This window comes from Ramlibacter albus (assembly GCF_014297445.1).
Lineage (GTDB): Bacteria > Pseudomonadota > Gammaproteobacteria > Burkholderiales > Burkholderiaceae_C > Ramlibacter > Ramlibacter albus.
Window position 1 is genome coordinate 981075 of sequence record NZ_JACORU010000001.1, and the last position, 20163, is coordinate 1001237.

Sequence of the window (20163 nt, forward strand, 5' to 3'; positions counted from 1 at the left end):
CCGAGTCCCATTTTGTGGCGTGAAGCGCGAGTAAAGAAATGCCGCGCGCCTTTACCCGCCGGGCCGCGGGCGATTCAGCTTGCGTTCACAATCGGCGCATGAAAATCGCAAAGGACACCGTCGTCACCCTGCACTACACGGTGGCGGAGCCCAACGGCAAGGTCATCGAGCAGACGAAGGAGCCCGCTGTCTACCTGCACGGCGGCTACGACAACACGCTGCCCAGGATCGAGGAAGCGCTGGACGGCCAGGAAAAAGGGTATTCCGTCACGCTCACGTTGGAGCCGCAGGACGCGTTCGGCGTGCGCGACGAAGCGCTCGTGCGCACCATTCCGAAAAGCGAGTTCCCGCCCGGCGTGAAAGTGGGCGGCCAGCTCGAAGGCCGCACCGATGCCGGCGAGCCGCACATCTTCCACGTCATGAAGATCAAGGGCCAGGAGGTCCACCTGGACGGCAACCACCCGCTCGCGGGCCGCACGCTCAAGTTCACGATCAAGGTCGTGGGCGTGCGCGCCGCCTCGGCCGAGGAGATCGCCCACCGCCACGTGCACGGCGAAGGCGGCCACCACCACTGAGACGATCGTTGCGGCGCTGGAACGCTGCGTTGCGCCGCGCACGCCTGTTGAAACGCGGCACCAACCTCACCTACCTGCGATGACCAATCCCATCCTTCGCGTAGAGCCGCTCGGTTTCCCATGGGCGACCGTCGACCCGTTCCTCTTCTGCGCCTACCACGACGACCACTACCCGCGTGGCAACGGCCAGCTGGCGCCGGCCGTGTCGCTGGCCGGCCGCGAGATCGGCAGCGACTTCAGCCGCAAGGACGGCTTCTCGATGTACCACGGCGACACGGTGCCGGGCTTTCCCGCGCACCCGCACCGGGGCTTCGAGACGGTGACCATCGTGCGCCGCGGCCTCATCGACCATTCGGACTCGCTCGGTGCGAGCGCGCGCTTCGGGCGCGGCGACGTGCAGTGGGTCACGGCGGGCAAGGGCATCGTGCACTCGGAGATGTTCCCGCTCCTGAGCGAAGACGAGGACAACCCGCTGGAGCTGTTCCAGATCTGGCTGAACCTGCCCGCGAAGAACAAGATGGCCGAGCCGCACTTCACGATGCTGTGGAACGGCGACATCCCGCGCCAGGTGGTGCGCGATGCGGCGGGGCGTGCGACCGAGATCGCCGTTGTTGCCGGCGCTCTCGGTGACATCCAGCCGCCGGCGCCGCCGCCCGAATCCTGGGCTGCGCAACCCGAGGCCGATGTCGCGATCTGGACGCTGCGGATGGAGCCGGGTGCGCAGTGGTCGCTGCCGCCCGCACGCGGCGAAGGCACGCGGCGCACGCTCTACTTCTTCAAGGGCGCGGACGCGGTGGTCGGCGGGCAGGCCGTGAAGGCACCCTGCGCGATCGAGCTGCGCGCCGACCTGGAAGTGCCCATCGTCGCGGGGGGCAGCGAGAGCGAGTTCCTGCTGCTGCAAGGCCGGCCGATCGCGGAGCCGGTGGCGCAGTACGGCCCCTTCGTGATGAACACGCAGGCCGAGATCATGCAGGCGATGACGGACTATCGCCGCACGCAGTTCGGCGGCTGGCCGTTCGGGGCGGCGGACCCGGTGCATGGGCACGAGCCGAAGCGCTTCGCGAAGTACCCCGACGGGCGCGTCGAGGAACCTCAAGAGGCCTGACTACCAGCCCTCGCTCTCGGAGACGAACCGCTCCACGAGCGTTTCGAGCTGGTCGAGGCTGGACTCGATGCCGTCGAGCTCGCCATTGCCCACGCGGTCTTCCAGCGAGCGGGCGAGCAGCTGCAGCGGCGTCGCCGCCATCATGCCCGCCGAGCCCGCCAGCGAATGCAGCCCGCGGTGCAGTTCGCCGCCATCCATCTGCGCCAGCGCTTCGCGGATGCGGCGCATGTAGCCGGGCCCCTGTTCGCGGAACGAGTCGAGCGCCATGCGCATGAGTGCCGTGTCGCCCCCGAGTTGCGCGAGCGTGCGCGCGCGGTCGTAGCCCGGCGCGGCGGCGGGCGGGGCGGCAGCGGGTGCCGGAACGGCCGCAGCCGGCACGCTCGCACCCGTCCAGCGTGCGAGCGCCGTTGCCAGTTGCTGCGCATCGACCGGCTTCGACAGGAAGTCGTCCATGCCGCACGCGAGGCAGCGGTCGCGCTCCGCCTGCGACGCATTCGCCGTGAGCGCGATCACCGGCAGCTTGTGCCCGCGCTCGCGCAGCGCCTTCGTCGCTTCGTAGCCGTCCATGCCGGGCATGCGGCAATCCATCAGCACGAGGTCGAAGCGGCCGGCGTCGAGCGCGGCCACGGCCTGCGCACCGTCGGCCACGAGCGTGACGTCGTCGTAGCCGACGAGCGACAACAGCCCTTGCACCACCACCTGGTTGGTTGCGTTGTCCTCGGCCACGAGGAGGCGTTGTGTGTGGCGCTCGGCCGGCGCTGCCCGCGCCGTGCGCTTGCCGACGGCCGACACGCGTTCGACGCCCGGCAGCGGAAGCTCCACCGTGAACGTGGACCCCTTGCCCTCTTCGCTGCGCAGCGACACGCTGCCGCCCATCTGCTCGCACAGCTGCTTGACGATGGCCAGGCCGAGCCCCGTGCCGCCGTGCGTGCGCGTGGTCGAACTGTCGGCTTGCGCAAACCGGCCGAAAAGGCGCGACTGCGCGTCGGCCCCGATGCCGATGCCGCTGTCGTAGACCTCGAACTTCACGCCACCCTCGATCGCCGCCGCACGCAACCCGAAGCCCCCTTGCGACGTGAACTTCAGCGCATTGCCCAGCAGGTTGTTCAACACCTGCCGCACGCGCACCGGGTCGCCCCGCACCTGCGCCGGCACGCCGCGCGCGACGTCGAGCTTGAAGGCGAGCCCCTTCTGCGCGGCGGATAGCTCGTAAAGCTCGCCGAGCTGCGCCAGCAGCGAGTCGAGGGGGAAGGGAATGTGCTCCACCTCGAGCCGGCCCGACTCGATCTTGCCCAGGTCCAGCAGGTCGTTGATCAGCGCGAGCAGCGACGCGGCGCTCGCATCGGCCAGCTCCACGTAGCGGCGCTGCCGATCGGGCAGCTCCTCGGCCAGCAGCAGCCGTGTCATGCCCAGCACGCCGTTGAGCGGCGTGCGGATCTCGTGGCTCACGTTGTGCAGGAAGTCGCTCTTCGCGCGGTTGGCCGCCTCCGCCGCTTCCCGCGCTTGTTCGATCTGCATCTCGGCCTCCCGCCGCAGCGTCACGTCGCGGAAGGTCCACACGCGGCCCACCGATCCTTCGGACAGCACGATCGGCTGCAGGTAGCGCTCCACCGTGCGGCCGTCGCGGAACTCCAGCACGTCCATGCCGTGCGAAGCGGCGTCGCTGAACAGCTCGTCGACGCGCGCGACGAAGGCCTGCGGGTCCTTCATCTGGTCGGTCACGAAACGCAGCAACTCGCCCGCGTTCGCCTGCTCCAGCTCCGGCGGGATGCGCCAGATCTCCAGGAACGGCCGGTTGTACAGCAGGATCTCGCGGTCGTCGTTCATCACGAGGATGCCGTCGGCGGTGGACTCCAGCGTGGCGCGCGTGATCGCGGCCGCGCGCTCCAGCTGCGCCTCGGTCGTCTTGCGCGCGGTGATGTCCTGGTTGGTGCCGGTGACCTGCGTGGCGCGCCCGTGCCCGTCGCGCTGCGTCACGCGGCCCTCGCTGCGGATCCACAGCAGCGTGCCGTCGGGCCGGCGCACGCGGTGTTCGACGGCGTAGCGGTCGCGCTCGCCCTTGAGCACCGCGGTCAGGCATTGTTCGAGGTAGGCCTGCTCCTCCTCGGGCACGAGCTGGATCAGCGCGCCGACGTCGGTGACCGTGGGCTCGCGCGGGCCGCCCAGCATCTCGGACCAATGCTCGGACAGGTACATGCGGCCCGTGCCCAGGTCCAGGTCCCACAGCGACAGCCGCGAGGCGTCGATCGCGCGGGCCTGCCGCTCTTCGCTCTCGCGCAGGGCCTGCTCGAATCGCTTGGCGGGGGTGATGTCGACGTAGGTCGTGACGTAGCCGCCACCCGGCATCGGCGCGCCGCGAATCTCCAGCGTGGTGCCGTTGGCGCGCGTGCGCTCCGTGCGCTGCGCGGAGATGTAGCGCGCCTGGTCCACGATCAGCCGCACCGCGTCCTCGCCCGTGCCCTCGGCGTACTCGCCGCGCGGCGCGTTGTAGCGCACGATGTCTTCCAGTGTCGTGACCGGCCCTGCGAACAACGAGTCGGGAAGTTCCAGCAGCTCGCGGAACTTGCGGTTGTGCGCGATGACGTTCAGCTGCGCGTCGAACACCGCCAGCCCGCACGGGATGTTCTCCAGCACCGTCTGCACGAGCGCGATGGCGCGCTGCTGCGAGCGCAGCGCCTCGTGCCGCGCCGTGACGTCCTCCATCACGCCGATGAAGCCGTTGCGCGGCGGCTCGCCCCAGCGGCCGGGGCGCGCCTGCATGCGGACCTGGATCTGGCTGCCGTCGAATCGGTGCAGGCCGAATTCCTCGTCGAAATCCTGCGCGAACGTGATCGCCTGCGCCCAGGCCTCGCGCACGCGCGGCCGGTCCTCGGCCGCCACCGCGTCCTGCCATCCCAGGCCCTGTGCGCGGGCGATGGCCATGCCGAGCAGCTCGCCGAGGCGGCCGCTCACGTGGAACAGCATGCCCTGCTCGTCGGCCTGGAAGATGCCCAGCGGCGATGCGTACGAAACGGCCTGGAAGCGCGACTCGTCGCCCACCACGTTGAGGTCGTGCAGCTGCTCGCGCAGCAGCAGGCAGTGCCGGGCCACGAGCGCCAGGTCCTCCAGTGCGGCCTGCTGCGCGGCGGAAAGCTCGTGCGGCTGGCGGCCGATGACGCACAGGGTGCCGATGGCCTCGCCGCCCGGCATGACGATCGGCGCGCCGGCGTAGAAGCGGATGTGCGGCGCGCCGGTGACCAGCGGGTTGGCGGCGAAGCGCTCGTCGCGGTGCGCGTCCGGCACCTGCATCGTCTCGTCGGGCCGGCGGATCGCGTGGTCGCAGAACGCCACCGCGCGCGGCGTCTCGGCGACACCCTCGAGGCCGACGTTCGCCTTGAACCACTGGCGGTCCTCGTCGATGAGGCTGATCAGCGAGATCGGCACGCCGCAGACCGCCGCCGCCGTGCGCACGATCGCGTCGAAAGCGGGCTCGGCGCCGGAGTCCAGCACCTGGAGCATCCGCAGCCGCGCGAGGCGGCGGCGTTCGGCGGCGGCTTCGGCGTCCGGCATCGGGCCATCATACTGTCGGGCGGCCGCGACGCGTCCAGTTGAGGTTCGTCAAGCGGGCTTGCCCCTGCGCTGAGCATCATGCGCCTCATGGACAAGCTCAACTTCGCCCGGCTGGCCCTCGCCTTCCTCCTCGGGTTGGCGGCCGCGCCCGCCGTACTCGCCCAGGCCGCGGCACCCGGTGGCGCCGTGCCGCAGATGACCGAGGACAAGCTTCAGGAGCTGCGCAAGGACGCCGGTTCCTTCGAGAAGATGTACCGCACCGGGCGCAAGGTGGCGGATTTCTGTTCGCACTGCCATGGCCAGTCCGGCCAGAGCACCAAGACCGATGTGCCGAACCTCGCGGGCCAGAACACCGGCTACGCCCTCGCGCAGCTGCAGAAGTTCACCGACGGCAAGCGCATCAACTCGTTCTGCGGGCCGCTGATGAAGAAGCTCAGCTCCGACGAGAAACTGGCGGTGGCCATCTACTACACCAACCAGGAAGTCACGAGCCGCCCCGCCACCGACCCCGCCATGGCCTCGCGCGGCAAGGCGGTGTACGAGAAGAACTGCTTCAAGTGCCACGGCACGGGCGGCTACGGCGACGAGAAGTACGCCCGCATCGCCGGCCAGCAGCCCGAATACCTGATGACGAGCATCCGGCGCTACAAGGAAGGCTCCGCGGCGCGCTCGGACGAGAAGATGATGAAGCAGACCCGCAGCCTCACCGAGGACGACATGAAAGCCCTCGTGATGTACATCGGCTCGCTGAAGTAGCGGCCGCAGCCCCTAGAATCGCCCCCAAGGACGAAAGGGGGCTCCACATGGGGGAGGCCGGGACACCGGCGGATGCGCGCTACGCGCCTCCGCGTTCGCACGTCGACGACATCGCCGCGCCGGAGGAAGCCGGCGGGCTGGCCACGCGCATGCAGCGCTTCTGGGCCGCCATGCTCGACCTGGGCATCGGGCTGGGCCTGATGGCCGTCGCATCCGCCGTCACGCCCTGGAACCCCTGGTCCGCCGAGGGCGGCTGGTGGACGCCGCAGTGGCTGAACATCGGGCTCTCGTTCCTGCTCTTCTCGGTCGTGCACGGCGTGCCTCTCGCGCGCCGGGGCCAGACGGTGGGCAAGATGGTGCTGGGCATCCGCATCGTGCGCATCGACGGCAGCCGAGCGTCGCTCGGCCGCCTGCTCGGGCTGCGCTACGGCATCGGCACGCTGGCCACCGTCATCCCCGCCATCGGCCAGCCGTATGCGCTGGTCGATGCGCTCCTCATCTTCCGCAAGTCGCGCCGCTGCCTGCATGACGTCATTGCCGACACGGTGGTGCTGAAGGCGTGAGCGCGCCGGGCGCCCCGCAGCGGCTGGACACGCTGCACCGCTGCGAGACGCCAGAGGGCATCGCGCTGTCGCTGCGGCCCGCCGGCATCGTCGCGCGCGGCCAGGCGTGGCTGATCGACTTCGGCATCCGCGTGGGCCTCTTCTTCGTGCTGGCCATGGTCGCCGCGTCGATGGGCGGCATGGGCAACGCGTTCCTGCTGATCTCGCTGTTCGCGCTGGAGTGGCTCTACCCGATGGTGTTCGAGCTGCTGCCGGCCGGCGGCACGCCGGGCAAGCGCGCGATGGGGCTGCAGGTGGTGATGGACAACGGCCTGCCGGTCACGCCCGCGGCCTGCGTGGTGCGCAACCTGCTGCGCGCCGCGGACTTCCTGCCGTTCGGCTATGCGGCCGCGGCAGTGTCGCTGCTGCTGCGGCGCGACTTCAAGCGCCTGGGCGACGTGGCCGCCGGCACGCTCGTGGTCTACAGCGCCACGGTGAAGCTGCATGGCGAACTGCCTCCGGCCGCGCCGCTGCGCCCCGCGCGCACGCTGACGCAGGACGAGCAGGCCGCGATCGTCGCGTGGGCCGGGCGCGCGCAGCGCCTGACGCCGGAGCGGCTGGAGGAACTCGCGCGGCTGGCGGCGCCCGCGGCCGGCGCTGCGCATGGCCAAGGGGCGAACAACCCCGCGTCGCAGCGGCTCCTCGGCGTGGCGCACTGGCTGCTGGGCGAGCGGGAGCCCGCGCGGTGACGCCCAAGCAGTTCGCCGCCGCACGCGCGCCCGGCTGGGCGGAGCTGGAACAGCTCGTCGCGCGCGGCGAAGGCGGGGGCGACGAGAAGGTGCCGTACGACGGCGCGCGCCTCGCGTCGCTGTACCGGCGCTGCTGCGAAGACCTCGCGCTCGCGCAGGCCCGCGCCTACCCGGTGCAGATGGTGCAGCAGCTGGAGTCGCTCACGCAGCGCGCGCACCGGCTCGTGTACCGGCGGCAGGGCGTGGAATTCGCGCAGCTGCGCCGGCTCGCGCTCATCGAGTTCCCGCAAGCGGTGCGCGCCCACGCGCGCTACGTGGCGATGGCAACGGCGCTCTTCGCCGTGCCGCTCGTGCTGGCCGCGTGGGCGAGCTGGCGCGACCCGGGCTTCGTGCTGCACCTGCTCGAGGCTGCGCGCCTGCAGGAGTTCGACGCCATGTACGGCCCGGGCGAGCACGGCATCGGGCACCGGCGCGACGCCGACACCGACTGGGCGATGTTCGGCTTCTACATCCTCAACAACATCGGCGTGGGCTTCCAGTGCTTCGCGGCCGGCCTGTTCGCGGGTGTGGGCAGCGCGTTCTACCTGCTGTTCAACGGGTTGTTCGCGGGTGCGCTCGGCGGCTGGGTGGTGGGGCGCGGGCACGGGACCAACTTCTTCTCCTTCGTCGTCACGCACTCGGCGTTCGAGATCACCGCAATCGTGCTCGCGGGCGCCGCGGGGTTGCGCATCGGCCATGCGTGGGTCGCACCCGGGCAGCGCACGCGCCTGGACGCGCTCAAGGCGCACAGCCGCGAGGCGGTGGTGGTGATCTACGGTGTGGTCTGGATGCTGCTCGTGGCGGCCGCGATCGAGGCGTTCTGGTCCTCCGCGCGCTGGGTCGAGCCGGAAGTGAAGTACGGCGTCGGCGCCGCCTGCTGGGCGCTGGTGCTGCTGTACCTCGCGCGGCAAGGCCGACCCTTGCAAGGAGGCTGGGATGCGCGTTGACGCGCTCGCGCTGCACCTGCGCCCGCGGCCCATGGCGGAAGCCGCCGACCTCGGCGTGCTGCTGGTGCATCGCCATGCGGCCAGCGTGTGGCGCGTGTGGCTGCCGGTGTACGGCGTCTTCGCGCTGCTCGCGCTGGCGACGGTGGAGTGGCGCCCGTGGTTGCCGGGGCTGCTGATCTTCTGCGCCAAGCCGTGGCTCGATCGCACGTTGCTATATGTGATGGCGCGTGCGGTGTTCAACGAGCCCACGACGCTGCGTGGCCTGCTGCGCGATGCCCGCACTGTGTGGTGGCACGGGCTGCTGAACTCGCTCACGCTGCGCAGGCTGTCGCCGTGGCGCGCGTTCACGCAGGCGGTGGACCAGCTCGAAGGCCAGCGCGGGCGCGCCCGCTGGCGGCGCCGCAACCAGCTGCTGCGCGGCAAGCGGGGTGCGGCGTTCGGGCTGCAGGCCGTGTTCGCGCACGTGGAGCTCGCGCTGGCGCTGGGGCTCGGCGCGCTGCTGCTGTGGTTCGCGCCCGAAGGCACGCACCGGCACGTGTTCGCGTGGCTGTGGCAGTCGGACTCGCTGGCGAGCCGCTCGGTGCTCTCCATCATCTACGCGGTGGCGGTCGGCATCGTCGAACCCTTCCACGTCGCCGCCGGCTTCGCGATGTACCTGAACCGGCGCGTCGAGCTGGAGGCGTGGGACATCGAACAGGAGTTCCGCCGTGCGTTTGCGTAGCGTGCTGCTGGCACTCGCCATCGCCTTGGCGGCCGCGCAGGCCGTGGCCACGGACCCGCCCGCGCGCGAAGAGGTGCGCCGCGCGGCGCAGGAGGTGCGCTCGCATCCGGACCTGGGCGGGCCGCAGAAGGAGCGCACGCTGCGCTTCAAGTCCAGCGACAAGCCGCGCCAAAGCGGCGACACGAGCGGGCTGCGCTGGCTGGCGGAGCTGCTGCGCTGGATTTCGGAGACGAGCCGCCTGCTCGTGTGGGTGGGCGGCGCGGTGCTGGTGGCGCTGGTGCTCGTGGGCCTGTGGCGCTGGCGGCGCGAGCACGCCGACTGGGCGGGCCGCACCGGCGAGGCGCTGCCCAGCCACGTGCAGAACCTCGACATCCGGCCCGAGAGCCTGCCCGCCGACATCGGCGCGCACGCGGCGCGCCTGTGGCAGGCGGGCGAGTCGCGCACGGCGCTGTCGCTGCTGTACCGGGGCGCGCTGTCGCGGCTCGTGCATGGTCACGCGGTGCCCATCCGCGCGGCGAGCACCGAAGGCGAATGCCTCGCGCTCGTGCGCTCGCGGCTCGACGCGCCGAAGGTCATGTTCTTCACGCGGCTCGTGCTGGCGTGGCAGCAGTCGGTGTACGGCGGGCGGCTGGTCGGCGCGGAGGAGGCGCTGGCGTTGTGCAGCGAGTTCGACGTGCTGCTGGCGAAGGGGGCCGCGGGATGAACCGGCGGCACGCTTGCGTCGCGGAGGGCCGGCGATGAGCCGCGAAGCGATCACGCGCTGGGTGTTCGCGGCGCTCGCCATCGCCGTCGCCGTGTGGCTGGTCAACGCCACCGAATGGGCGGAGGTGGAAGTGCCGCGCCCGCCGCGCGGCGAGGCAGCGCGCAACCCGTGGTTCGCGGCGAGCCTGCTGGTGCGCAGCCTCGGCGGGCGAGCCGAGCGCCAGCTCAACCTCGAAGCCATGCCGCCGCGTGACATACGCCTGGTGCTGGATGCCCGGCCCTGGCACCTCTTTCCCGAGCGCGCGCAGCAGTTGCAGCAGTGGGTGGAAAGCGGCGGCAACCTCGTGCTGCCCGCGACGGTGGCGAGCGACCAGGCGCTGCGGTGGATCCCGGTGGCGTTCAGCAACCCGCCCAAGGAGACCGAGAACGCGCCGCGCACCCGCAGCCGCGTGCCCGCCGAAGAGCAGGGCTGCCGCACCTTGCGTGAACGTGCGCCACCCGCAGCTGCCGCCACGGAACCGCTGAAGGTGTGCGCGTACCCGTACTGGCAGATCCTCAGTGCGCGCGAGGGCACCGCCCCGCTGTGGGCGCTGGAGGGGCCGCGCGGCATCGAAGTGCTGCGGGTCGCGGTGGGCCGCGGCACCGTCACCGTGCACGGCCCCTGGGGACTGCTGCACAACCGCGACGCGGTGCGGCACGACCACGCCCTTGTCGTTGCCGACACTTTGCAGCTGCGCCGCGGCAGCGTCGTGTGGTTCGTCGGCGAGGAATCGCGCGAGCCGCTGCTGCCTTGGCTGTGGAACCGCGCGTGGCCGGCGCTGCTGATGGGCCTGCTGGCACTGGCCGCGTGGGTGTGGCGCAGCGCGGTGCGCTTCGGGCCTGTCGGCGCGGCACCCGCCACCCAGCGCCGTTCTATGCGCGAGCAGGTCGCCGGCACGGCTGCCTTCCTGCGCCGCCACGCGCCCGGCGCTTTGCAGGACGCGCAGGTGCGGGCGCTTGCCGAGCTTGCACGCACACGCGTCGCGGGCTTCACGAGCCTGGGCGATCCCGCGAGCCTCGCGCGCGTCGCGAAAGCAGCGCACGTGCCGGCGGGGCCGCTTGCCGATGCGCTGCGCGGCGGCGCACCCACACCCAAGACTTTGCCGGCGCGGCTCGAAGTGGTGGAGCATGCGCGCCGCCGCCTCCAACCCAGGAACACCGATGCCTGAAACGACAACGATGACTGCAACCCTGAACCCCGAAGACCTCGCCCGCGCCGCCGCCCTGGTGCAGGGCCTGCGCGACGAGCTGCGCAAGGCCGTGATCGGCCAGGACGAAGTGCTGGAGCAGACGCTCGTCGCGCTGCTGGCCAACGGCCACGTACTGATCGAAGGCGTGCCCGGCCTCGGCAAGACGCTGCTGGCCCGCGCCCTCGCGCGCGCGATGCAGCTCGCCTACGCCCGGATCCAGTTCACGCCGGATCTGATGCCGTCCGACGTCACGGGCCACGCGGTGCTGGACCCCGCCGCGCCCGGTGAAGCGGGGCTCGGTCGGCTGCGCGTGCTGGAAGGGCCCGTGTTCACCAACCTGCTGCTGGCCGACGAGATCAACCGCGCGCCGGCCAAGACGCAGAGCGCGCTGCTCGAAGTGATGCAGGAGTACCAGGTGACGCTGGAAGGCCGTGCGCTGCCGATGCCGGCGCCGTTCATGGTGCTGGCGACGCAGAACCCGATCGACACGGAAGGCACGTACCCGCTTCCGGAAGCGCAGCTGGACCGATTCCTCTTCAAGATCAGCATCGGCTATCCAGGCGCCGCGGAAGAGGCCGCGATCGTGCGCGGCAGCACCGAAGGCCAGATGGGCCATTTGCTGCCGCTCGATGCGTTGCAGCCGCGCCTGCAGGCCGGCGAAGTGCAGGACCTGCAGCGCATGGCCGCGCTCGTGCGCGCGGACGTGCTGGTGGTGGACTACGCCGTTCGCATCGTGCGCGCCACCCGCGAGTGGCCCGGCCTCTCGGCGGGCGCGGGGCCACGTGGCGCGATCGCGCTCGTGCGCGCGGCACGTGCGGGCGCGCTGCTGCAGGCGCGCGACTTCATCACGCCGGACGACATCAAGCAGCACCTGCTGCCCGCCCTGCGGCATCGCGTGATGCTGTCGCCGGATGCGCAGCTCGAAGGCCGCACGGTCGACAAGCTGCTGCTGGCCGCTGCGGAAAGCGTGGAGGCGCCGCGGGCGTGAACGGCGCCCGATTGCGCTCAGTGATGCCGACGCGAATGCTTGCGTTCGCGCTCACCGCACTGGCGTTGTGCGGTGTGGCGGCGTTGCTCGGGGGTGCTGCGTTGCAGGCCGTCGCATGGGCCACCGGCATCGCCTTGGCCGCGCTCGTTGCCTGGGCGCTGGCCGATGCGGCGGCGAGCGTGCGCGCGTGGCGTACATCCGCACTGCAGGTCTCGCGACGTCTCCCGGGCGCACTCGCACTCGGCGTGCCGCACGACGTCGTGATTCAAGTCGACAACCGCGGCACGCGCACATGGACGCTGGGCGTGTTCGACGAGCCCGACGCGCGTTTCGTGTTCGAAGGCCTGCCGCAAGAGGCTCGCGTCGCGCCGGGTTCGCGCGCGACCCTGCGCTACCGCGTCACGCCGCTGCGGCGCGGTGGCCTGCGCTTCGGCGCCGTGCAACTGCGCTGGCGCGGCGTCTTCGGCGCTCTGGAATTCGTGGCTGGCGCAGGCGAGCCGGAGGAGCTGCGCGTGTACCCCAACTTCGCCGCGGTGGGCCGCTACGCGTGGCTGGCCGGCGACCGGCGGCTGCAGCAGATCGGCATCAAGACGTATGCGCAGCGCGGGCTGGGCACCGACTTCCGCCAGCTCGCCGAATACACGCGCGGCGACCCGCTGCGCCATATCGACTGGAAGGCAACGCTGCGCCAGGGCAAGCCCATCGTGCGCCGCTACCAGGACGAGCGCGACCAGCGCGTGTTCTTCCTGCTCGACTGCGGCCGCCGCATGCGTGCGGATGAAGAGGGCGTGCCCGGCGGCAGCCACTTCGACCAGGCCCTGAACGCGTTGATGCTGCTCGGCTACGTCGCGCTGAAGGAAGGCGACGAGGTGGGGGCGCTCACGTTCGGCAATGCGCCGGGCCGCCAGCGGGACTTCGCGCCGCGCAAGGGCGTGGCCACGCTCAATGCGCTGATGAACCGGCTCTACGACCTCGAGCCCGAGGCGGTGCATTCGGACTACCTGCAGGCCGCGCAGCAGTTGCTGCACTGGTTCCCGCGCCGCGCGCTCGTGATCGTGCTCACGAATTTCCGCGACGAGGACGTGGGCGAGCTCAAGCCCGCGCTCGAACTGCTGCGCAAACGCCACCTCGTGCTGGTGGCCAGCCTGCGCGAGCGCGTGCTGCGCGAGATCGCGTCGCAGCCGCTCGCCCAGCCGCGCGACGCGGTGGAGGCCGCGGGCGCGCACCTCTTCGAGCAGAACCGGCGCGATGCGTTCGCTCGCGTCGCCGGCAACGACGCGCTGTCGATCGACGTCGAGCCGGCCCAATTGCCCGCTGCGCTGGTGAACCGCTACCACGCGGTCAAGCGGGCCGGGCTGCTGTGAACCGCATGTTCTTCATGGAGGAGAGACGATGGAAACGCTGAACCCCTATGCGCCGCCCGGCGCGAAAGTCGAGGACGTGGCCGCCGTGCAGCACGAGGTGCAGCCCGTGCGCGTGTTTTCCTCGAAGGGCCGCATCGGGCGCGTGCGGTACCTCGCGTACCTCACCGCCGCGTACTTCCTGGTGACCATCGGCGCCTTCGTCCTCGCGTTCGTCGCGACGACGGCCAGGTTGCAGACGGCGGCCGGGCTCGCACCGGTGGTCGTGCTGCTCGTCTATGGCGTCTTCACCGTCCTCAAGACGATCCAGCGCAGCCACGACATGGATTGGTCGGGCTGGTCCGCGCTGCTGGCGCTCATCCCGTTCGTGGGGCTGATCTGGCTCGTCAAGGCCGGCACCGAAGGCAGCAACCGCTTCGGCGCGCCGCCGCCGCCGAACACGCTGGGCGTGAAGATCCTCGCGTGGTGCTTCCCGGCGATCTTCCTCATCGGCATGCTGGCCGCGATCGCGATTCCGGCGTACCAGCACTACACGGTGCGGGCGAAGGCGGCGGCGCAGCGCTCGAAGTGAGAAGCTCGTGTGAGCCGTCGCCCAGAGTATGAGGAGGGCTTTTATACGAAGCGTACTTTTATGACGAGAGAGAAAGGGGAGGACGGCGGGTTAGAGTAGTGACAGTAGGGACAGTAAGCCACCGGATTGGATTCGGGCGACCTTTCCGATAAGCTTAAAAAGATCAGAGGAGGAGCGATATGTCCGCAGTATTGCACGCAGTACCGGGTGGTTCGTCGAGCAAGAAGAGCAACGATGCCCTGCTCGAAAAGTTCGACAGTCGTCAATCAGGTGAACTGATCATCGGTTTGGCGGGCCCAATGGGTTGCGGGATCGGAACCATAGTAGACGGTCTTCGAGATCGCCTTCGTGAGCGAGGGTATACGGACGTCGTTCACATCAAGTTGAGCAAATTCCTGGAAGACTCGTTGGCGAACAAGCTCGTGAGTGAGTGGGGCGACGCAGATGCTTCGCGAAGATTCGTTCGATATCGACGGCTGCAAGAAGCAGGCAAAGAGCTTCGTAGGAAATCAAAGAACCCGGCAATTCTGGCGGAATATGCAGCACAAGAAATTGCCGTAGATCGCCGGAGACGTCAACGTCAGAGCTCCCAGACCGGGCAAGCAATCCCAGCCCCGAATTCCCCTCTCGTACCTGGTCGAATCGCATACCTCATTGACCAAGTAAAGCGCCCCGAAGAAGTTCGCCTTCTGCGGGCTATCTATCGGAATCTTTTTTACCTGCTGGGTGTCACAAGGATCAACGATCACAGGAAGGATCAACTGGAGACGGAGCAAGTCAGGTCCGACGAAACCCAGCGGTTGATCGACATCGACCGACTGGAAGCCGGGGACGGCGGGCAACAACTCGATAAGACGCTGCATCTGGCCGACTACTTCATTCGGAACGATGCGACGACCGTTGATGAAAAGCGGTTGAAACTTAATCGTTTCTTGGACTTGGTCCACGGCGACAAGAGCACGACACCGACAGATGCCGAGCACGGCATGTATGCAGCTTATGCAGCGAGCCTCCGGTCTGCGTGCCTTTCGCGTCAAGTCGGTGCGAGCATCTCGTCAGCTACCGGGGAAGTATTGGCGACGGGATGCAACGACGTACCTAAGGCAACCGGAGGGCTCTATTCGGCTTCGTTCAAGGGTCACGACAAGCGATGCGTTCACATGGATGGTCAGCAGTGCTTCAACGACCTTTACAAGCGAAAGCTGCAAACCGAAATTGGTGAGTTGGTCGATAAGGCCCTTGAGAAGGCTGGCAAAGGAACGTGGTCCTTACCACAAGACGACCGCGCCGAACTCCTCACGAGGATCTATGACAACACTCGATTGAAGGACCTCATAGAGTTCTCGCGATCCGTGCATGCCGAGATGGATGCGATCGTATCGCTCGCTCGCTTAGGCGGTGCTGGTCTGCACGGCGCAACCTTGTACACGACAACTTATCCGTGTCACAACTGCGCGCGACACATTGTGGCTGCGGGAATCATGAAAGTCTTCTATATCGAGCCATACGAAAAGAGCCTCGCCAAGGACCTGCACAAGGATGCCATAGCGTTTGAAGTCGAAGAGACCAAGGAGGGCGAACCTAGCCGCGTCGAGTTCCTGCACTACGAAGGCGTAGCTCCGCGTCAGTTCCATAGCGTCTTTCGAGCAGCGTCGCGCAAGGACTCCGATGGAAAGTACATCCCCATCCGGCCCATGGAGGCAGACAAAGTCTTGCCCGAGTATCTCGACAACTACCAAGACTTCGAAACAAAAGCGGTCGAGCATCTGAATGAAGAGATTGAGCGGCTCAGACCGGCCGCGAATTGACAGATAATCGCTACGAACTCAGAATGAGCCATGGCTAACTGGAAGGAGCATCCATGCCGCGACGTCCTCCAGCCCCTCCCCCTCAGCTGCCTTTAAATTTCGACGCTGCCTCATCGGAGGCGAACTCGGAGCGTGACCTGCTGCAGGCCGGCAGGGTCTTTCAGCTTCCGGTCAAAGGCATACGAGAAAAGCGGGAGCGTAGCTCCGATCGAGGGCTGGACTCGGTCCTCGATGAGGTTCTTTCAAACGCTAAGCGTTTGAACTGGTAAAAAAAAGCGCCTGACGGCGCTTTTTTTTGCGCTTACTTGCTGACCACGCGTGCCATCTCCAGGCACTTGTTCGAGTAGCCCCACTCGTTGTCGTACCAGCTGACGAGCTTGACGAAGGTCGGGTCCAGCTGGATGCCGGCATCGGCGTCGAAGATCGACGTGCGCGCATCGCCGACGAAATCGGTCGCGACCACCTTGTCTTCCGTGTAGCCGAGGATGCCCTTGAGCGCACCCTGGCTCTGCGCCTTCATCTCCGCGCAGATCTCGGCGTACTGCGCCGGCTTGTCCAGCTCGACCGTCAGGTCCACCACCGACACGTCGGACGTCGGCACGCGGAACGACATGCCCGTGAGCTTCTTGTTCAGCTCGGGGATCACCACGCCCACGGCCTTGGCCGCGCCGGTGGACGACGGGATGATGTTCTCGAGGATGCCGCGGCCGCCGCGCCAGTCCTTGTTGGACGGGCCGTCCACCGTCTTCTGCGTCGCCGTGGCGGCGTGCACGGTGGTCATCAGGCCCCGCTTGATGCCCCACTTGTCGTTGACCACCTTCGCCAGCGGCGCGAGGCAGTTGGTCGTGCACGACGCGTTGGAGATGATCTTCTGGCCGTCGTACTTGCTGCTGTTCACGCCGAACACGAACATCGGCGTGTCGTCCTTCGACGGCGCCGACAGGATGACCTTCTTCGCGCCCGCGTCGAGGTGCTTCTGGCCGGCTTCCTTGGTGAGGAAGAGGCCCGTGGACTCGATCACCACGTCGGCACCCACATCGCCCCACTTCAGCGCGGCGGGGTCCTTCTCGGCCGTCAGGCGGATCTTCTTGCCGTTGATGATGAGCGTGTTGCCCTCCACCGCGATCTCGCCCTTGAAGCGGCCATGCACCGAGTCGTACTGCAGCATGTACGCCAGGTAGTCCGGCTCCAGCAGGTCGTTGATGCCGACGATCTCGACGTCGGGGAAGTTCTGGACGGCGGAACGAAGCACGTTGCGGCCGATGCGGCCGAAGCCGTTGATGCCTACGCGGATGGTCATGCGGATCTCCTGGACGATGTGAACCCTATTTTGCGAGCACCGCGCGGACCGTGTCCGCGACGTTCTCGGCAGTGAAACCGAAATGCTTGAAGAGCGCCGCCGCCGGCGCGCTCTCGCCGAAAGTGTCGATGCCGACCACGGCCGAGCAGCCGTACTTCCACCAGTAATCGGTGACGCCGGCCTCCACCGCGATGCGCGGCAGGTTGGCGGGCAGCACCTGCTGCTTGTACGCGGCGTCCTGCCGGTCGAACACGCTCGTGCTGGGCATCGACACCACGCGCACGGCGATGCCGCCTTGCGCCAGCAGCTCCTGCGCCTTCAGCGCGAGCTGCACCTCGGAACCGGTCGCCACGATCACGGCCTGCGCCTTCCTCGAGGCGCCCACTTCGGTGGGCTCGGCGAGCACGTACGCGCCGCGCTCGATGGCCTTGAGGTCTCCCTTGGGTGCATACGGCAGATTCTGGCGCGAGAGCAGCAGGGCGGTGGGTTTGTTCTGGTTACGAAGCGCCGCGGACCAGGCGACGGCCGTCTCCGCCGTGTCGCAAGGCCGCCAGACTTCGAGGCCGGGGATCAGCCGCAGGCTGGCCGCGTGCTCGATCGACTGGTGCGTGGGCCCGTCCTCGCCCAGGCCGATGGAGTCGTGCGTGAACACGTGCACCACGCGCGTCTTCATCAGCGCCGCCATGCGGATGGCGTTGCGGCTGTAGTCGCTGAAGGTGAGGAAGGTGCCGCCGTACGGGATGTAGCCGCGGTGCAGCGCCACGCCGTTCATGATGCCGGCCATGCCGAACTCGCGCACGCCGTAGTTGATGTGGCGGCCGATCTTTCCATCCTCGGTGCGCTTCACATCGCCGGCTTGGTCGAAGCGCAGCGAGGGCGTGCTCTTGGTGTTGGTGAGGTTGGAGCCGGTGAGGTCGGCGGAGCCGCCCAGCATCTCGGGCAGCGCCGCCGTGAAGTACTCCAGCGCGAGCTGCGACGCCTTGCGCGACGCAACGGTCTCGGCCTTCGAGTGCGCGGAGAGCATCGCCTCGTTCGCCACCTGCGCGAAGTTCTTCGGCAGCTCACCCTTCATGCGGCGCTGGAACTCGGCGGCGAGATCGGGGAAGGCGGCGCGATACGCGGCGAACTTCTTTTCCCACTCTTCTTCCAGCACCTGGCCCTTGGCGCGCATGTCCCATTCGTCGTACACGGCCTGCGGCAGCTCGAAGGGCACGTGCGGCCAGTTCAGGGCCGTGCGCGTGAGCGCGATCTCGTCGGCGCCCAGCGGCTCGCCGTGCGCCTTGGCCGTGTTGGCGCGGTTGGGCGAGCCCTTGCCGATGGTGGTCTTGGCCACGATGATCGTCGGCTTCTCGGCGCTCTTGCGCGCGTCGGCGATGGCGCGGTCCATGGCTTCGACGTCATGGCCGTCCACGGGGCCGATCACGTTCCAGCCATAGGCCTTGAAGCGCAGCGGCACGTCGTCGATGTACCAGGGCGTGACCTGGCCGTCGATGGAGATGCCGTTGTCGTCGTAGATGGCGACGAGCTTGTTCAGCTTCCACGCGCCGGCCAGCGCGCAGGCCTCGTGGCTGATGCCTTCCATGAGGCAGCCGTCGCCCATGAACACGTAGGTGTGGTGGTCGACGATGGCGTGGCCGTCGCGGTTGAATTCGGCGGCCAGCAGTTTCTCGGCGAGCGCCATGCCCACGGCATTCGACAGGCCTTGGCCCAGCGGGCCGGTGGTGGTTTCGACGCCGGGCGTGATGCCCACTTCGGGGTGGCCGGGCGTCTTGCTGTGCAGCTGGCGGAAGCCCTTGAGCTCGCCGATGGGCAGGTCGTACCCGGTGAGGTGCAGCAGCGCGTAGATCAGCATCGAGCCGTGGCCGTTCGAGAGGACGAAGCGGTCGCGGTCGGCCCAGTGCGGGTTCTTCGGGTTGTGGCGCAGGTGCCGGTGCCACAGGGCCACCGAGATGTCCGCCATGCCCATCGGGGCGCCGGGGTGCCCCGAGTTCGCTTGTTGCACGGCGTCCATGGCGAGCGCGCGGATTGCGTTCGCCATCAGTGAATCGTTGGCCATCGGGGGCAGCTCCGGGGAGGTAAAGCTCAGGGGAAACCCGGAATTCTACCGGCTGGGCCCATGCCCTCCTGAACTACAGTCAAGGACCATGAAAGGCCTGCACCTGACCGCCGACCTGTACCAGTGCCGCTGCGACGCGGTGTGGCTCACGGACGCGCGCAAGCTCGGCTCGTGGTGCCGCGAGGCGGTGCAGGCCGTGGGGCTGCAGGCGGTGGACGAGTTGTTCCACACCTTTCCGGCCACGGCCACCGGCGCGGGCGGCGTGACGGCGACGGTGCTGCTGGCCGAGTCGCACATCTGCGTGCACACCTGGCCGGAGCAGAAGGCCGTGACCTGCGACGTCTACGTCTGCAATTTCAGCGGCGACCATTCCGCGAAGGCGCGCGGCCTGATGTATGCGCTGGTCAACCGCTTCCAGCCGGAGTGGACCGAACAGAGATCGCTGGACCGGGGAGACGAGAGCTGAAAGCACAAGCGATGGTCCTCGCCGCGGGGCGGGGCGAACGGATGCGCCCGCTCACGGACGCATGCCCCAAGCCGCTGCTGGAAGTGAGCGGCAAGCCGCTGATGCAGTACCACCTGGAGGCGCTGAAGGCGGGCGGGTTCGACCCGGTCGTCGTCAACACGGCGTGGCTGGGCGAGCAGATCGAGGCGCGCTACTCGCAGCCTTCGCCCGCCCTGCCCGCGCTGCTGTGGTCGCGCGAAGGCCGCGACTTCGGCGGCCCGCTGGAGACCGCCGGCGGCGTCGCGCGTGCGCTGCCGCTGCTGGACGACGTGTTCTGGGTGACGGCCAGCGACAACTTCGTGCCGGGCTTTCGGTACACGCGCGAGGTGTTCGAGCGGTTCGCGCGGTCGCAGCGCAAGGCGCACCTGTGGCTCGTGGAAAACCCGGATCACCATCCCACGGGCGATTTCGGGATCACCGATGAGGGGCTCGCCGTGCGCGAGGCGCCGAAGCGCTACACGTACGCGAGCATCGGCCTGTTCAGGCAATCGTTCTTCGCGGGCGCGCCGCACGGCAACCCGCAGGGCCGGAAGATCGCGTTGCTGACCCTGCTGCTGGAGCACATGGCCCGGGGCGAGGTCAGTGCCGAGCTGTACCCGGGTGCCTGGACCGACGTCGGCACGCCCGAGCGGCTGGCGGGCCTGCAAGCGAACTAGCCCG

The 20163-nt window shown here is 68.7% G+C and carries 18 protein-coding genes; 15 read left to right on the forward strand and 3 right to left on the reverse strand.

Annotation, left to right across the window (positions count from 1 at the left end; all coding sequences use genetic code 11):
- Positions 1-98: 98 nt before the first annotated feature.
- Entirely contained in the window at positions 99-575 is a 477-nt protein-coding gene (locus tag H8R02_RS04460; RefSeq protein ID WP_187080125.1) for an FKBP-type peptidyl-prolyl cis-trans isomerase, read from the forward strand.
- Positions 576-654: 79 nt separating this feature from the next.
- Positions 655-1680 (forward strand): pirin family protein, encoded by a 1026-nt coding sequence (locus H8R02_RS04465; protein ID WP_187080126.1) that lies wholly within the window; start codon positions 655-657, stop codon positions 1678-1680.
- Here H8R02_RS04465 and H8R02_RS04470 read toward each other — a convergent pair whose 3' ends face one another.
- A complete protein-coding gene (locus H8R02_RS04470) occupies positions 1681-5229 on the reverse strand; it encodes a PAS-domain containing protein (RefSeq protein WP_187080127.1) in 3549 nt (1182 codons plus the stop codon).
- Between the two features lie 87 nt (positions 5230-5316).
- Here H8R02_RS04470 and H8R02_RS04475 point away from each other — a divergent pair, with 87 nt between their 5' ends.
- From H8R02_RS04475 to H8R02_RS04525, 11 genes are all read left to right on the forward strand, one after another.
- On the forward strand, positions 5317-5985 hold the full coding sequence (locus H8R02_RS04475) for a c-type cytochrome (protein ID WP_187080128.1): 669 nt from the start codon (positions 5317-5319) through the stop codon (positions 5983-5985).
- A gap of 47 nt (positions 5986-6032) precedes the next feature.
- Positions 6033-6548 (forward strand): RDD family protein, encoded by a 516-nt coding sequence (locus tag H8R02_RS04480; protein ID WP_187080129.1) that lies wholly within the window; start codon positions 6033-6035, stop codon positions 6546-6548.
- Positions 6545-7276: an RDD family protein gene (locus H8R02_RS04485; RefSeq protein WP_187080130.1), complete on the forward strand. Its 732-nt coding sequence runs from the start codon at positions 6545-6547 to the stop codon at positions 7274-7276. The genes H8R02_RS04480 and H8R02_RS04485 overlap by 4 nt, the downstream gene beginning before the upstream one ends.
- On the forward strand, positions 7273-8262 hold the full coding sequence (locus H8R02_RS04490) for a stage II sporulation protein M (RefSeq protein ID WP_187080131.1): 990 nt from the start codon (positions 7273-7275) through the stop codon (positions 8260-8262). Before H8R02_RS04485 ends, H8R02_RS04490 begins: the two co-directional genes overlap by 4 nt.
- Complete coding sequence (locus tag H8R02_RS04495) at positions 8252-8983, forward strand: hypothetical protein (RefSeq protein ID WP_187080132.1); 732 nt, start codon at positions 8252-8254, stop codon at positions 8981-8983. Before H8R02_RS04490 ends, H8R02_RS04495 begins: the two co-directional genes overlap by 11 nt.
- Positions 8970-9686, forward strand: coding sequence for a DUF4129 domain-containing protein (locus tag H8R02_RS04500; protein ID WP_354004865.1), 717 nt, complete (start codon positions 8970-8972; stop codon positions 9684-9686). The genes H8R02_RS04495 and H8R02_RS04500 overlap by 14 nt, the downstream gene beginning before the upstream one ends.
- Positions 9687-9720: 34 nt before the next feature.
- A complete protein-coding gene (locus H8R02_RS04505) occupies positions 9721-10893 on the forward strand; it encodes a DUF4350 domain-containing protein (RefSeq protein WP_187080133.1) in 1173 nt (390 codons plus the stop codon).
- Positions 10886-11902, forward strand: a complete 1017-nt coding sequence (locus tag H8R02_RS04510; RefSeq protein WP_255429139.1) for an AAA family ATPase — start codon at positions 10886-10888, stop codon at positions 11900-11902. The genes H8R02_RS04505 and H8R02_RS04510 overlap by 8 nt, the downstream gene beginning before the upstream one ends.
- A 23-nt stretch (positions 11903-11925) precedes the next feature.
- Entirely contained in the window at positions 11926-13266 is a 1341-nt protein-coding gene (locus H8R02_RS04515; protein WP_187080135.1) for a DUF58 domain-containing protein, read from the forward strand.
- 28 nt (positions 13267-13294) lie between these two features.
- Complete coding sequence (locus H8R02_RS04520; protein ID WP_187080136.1) at positions 13295-13834, forward strand: DUF805 domain-containing protein; 540 nt, start codon at positions 13295-13297, stop codon at positions 13832-13834.
- 179 nt (positions 13835-14013) lie between these two features.
- Positions 14014-15642, forward strand: coding sequence for an anti-phage dCTP deaminase (locus H8R02_RS04525; RefSeq protein WP_187080137.1), 1629 nt, complete (start codon positions 14014-14016; stop codon positions 15640-15642).
- 301 nt (positions 15643-15943) lie between these two features.
- Here H8R02_RS04525 and gap read toward each other — a convergent pair whose 3' ends face one another.
- A complete protein-coding gene (gene gap, locus H8R02_RS04530; protein WP_187080138.1) occupies positions 15944-16942 on the reverse strand; it encodes a type I glyceraldehyde-3-phosphate dehydrogenase in 999 nt (332 codons plus the stop codon).
- A gap of 25 nt (positions 16943-16967) precedes the next feature.
- Positions 16968-18998: a transketolase gene (tkt, locus tag H8R02_RS04535; protein ID WP_187080139.1), complete on the reverse strand. Its 2031-nt coding sequence runs from the start codon at positions 18996-18998 to the stop codon at positions 16968-16970.
- A gap of 88 nt (positions 18999-19086) precedes the next feature.
- On the opposite strand from tkt, the gene speD reads away from it, so the two are divergent.
- Together speD and H8R02_RS04545 are read left to right on the forward strand one after the other, a co-directional pair.
- Positions 19087-19464, forward strand: a complete 378-nt coding sequence (gene speD / locus H8R02_RS04540; RefSeq protein ID WP_187080140.1) for an adenosylmethionine decarboxylase — start codon at positions 19087-19089, stop codon at positions 19462-19464.
- Positions 19465-19475: 11 nt separating this feature from the next.
- The gene (locus H8R02_RS04545; protein ID WP_187080141.1) at positions 19476-20159 is read left to right on the forward strand and encodes a nucleotidyltransferase family protein; all 684 of its coding nucleotides are present in this window, start codon (positions 19476-19478) and stop codon (positions 20157-20159) included.
- Positions 20160-20163: the final 4 nt, after the last annotated feature.

What these genes read in the sequence shown, in the direction of transcription:
- H8R02_RS04460 (WP_187080125.1), top strand. Translation starts at nt 99, where the DNA reads ATGAAAATCGCAAAGGACACCGTCGTCACCCTGCACTACACGGTGGCG.
- H8R02_RS04465 (WP_187080126.1), top strand. Translation starts at nt 655, where the DNA reads ATGACCAATCCCATCCTTCGCGTAGAGCCGCTCGGTTTCCCATGGGCG.
- H8R02_RS04470 (WP_187080127.1), bottom strand. Translation starts at nt 5,229, where the DNA reads ATGCCGGACGCCGAAGCCGCCGCCGAACGCCGCCGCCTCGCGCGGCTG.
- H8R02_RS04475 (WP_187080128.1), top strand. Translation starts at nt 5,317, where the DNA reads ATGGACAAGCTCAACTTCGCCCGGCTGGCCCTCGCCTTCCTCCTCGGG.
- H8R02_RS04480 (WP_187080129.1), top strand. Translation starts at nt 6,033, where the DNA reads ATGGGGGAGGCCGGGACACCGGCGGATGCGCGCTACGCGCCTCCGCGT.
- H8R02_RS04495 (WP_187080132.1), top strand. Translation starts at nt 8,252, where the DNA reads ATGCGCGTTGACGCGCTCGCGCTGCACCTGCGCCCGCGGCCCATGGCG.
- H8R02_RS04505 (WP_187080133.1), top strand. Translation starts at nt 9,721, where the DNA reads ATGAGCCGCGAAGCGATCACGCGCTGGGTGTTCGCGGCGCTCGCCATC.
- H8R02_RS04510 (WP_255429139.1), top strand. Translation starts at nt 10,886, where the DNA reads ATGCCTGAAACGACAACGATGACTGCAACCCTGAACCCCGAAGACCTC.
- H8R02_RS04515 (WP_187080135.1), top strand. Translation starts at nt 11,926, where the DNA reads ATGCCGACGCGAATGCTTGCGTTCGCGCTCACCGCACTGGCGTTGTGC.
- H8R02_RS04520 (WP_187080136.1), top strand. Translation starts at nt 13,295, where the DNA reads ATGGAAACGCTGAACCCCTATGCGCCGCCCGGCGCGAAAGTCGAGGAC.
- H8R02_RS04525 (WP_187080137.1), top strand. Translation starts at nt 14,014, where the DNA reads ATGTCCGCAGTATTGCACGCAGTACCGGGTGGTTCGTCGAGCAAGAAG.
- gap (WP_187080138.1), bottom strand. Translation starts at nt 16,942, where the DNA reads ATGACCATCCGCGTAGGCATCAACGGCTTCGGCCGCATCGGCCGCAAC.
- tkt (WP_187080139.1), bottom strand. Translation starts at nt 18,998, where the DNA reads ATGGCCAACGATTCACTGATGGCGAACGCAATCCGCGCGCTCGCCATG.
- speD (WP_187080140.1), top strand. Translation starts at nt 19,087, where the DNA reads ATGAAAGGCCTGCACCTGACCGCCGACCTGTACCAGTGCCGCTGCGAC.
- H8R02_RS04545 (WP_187080141.1), top strand. Translation starts at nt 19,476, where the DNA reads ATGGTCCTCGCCGCGGGGCGGGGCGAACGGATGCGCCCGCTCACGGAC.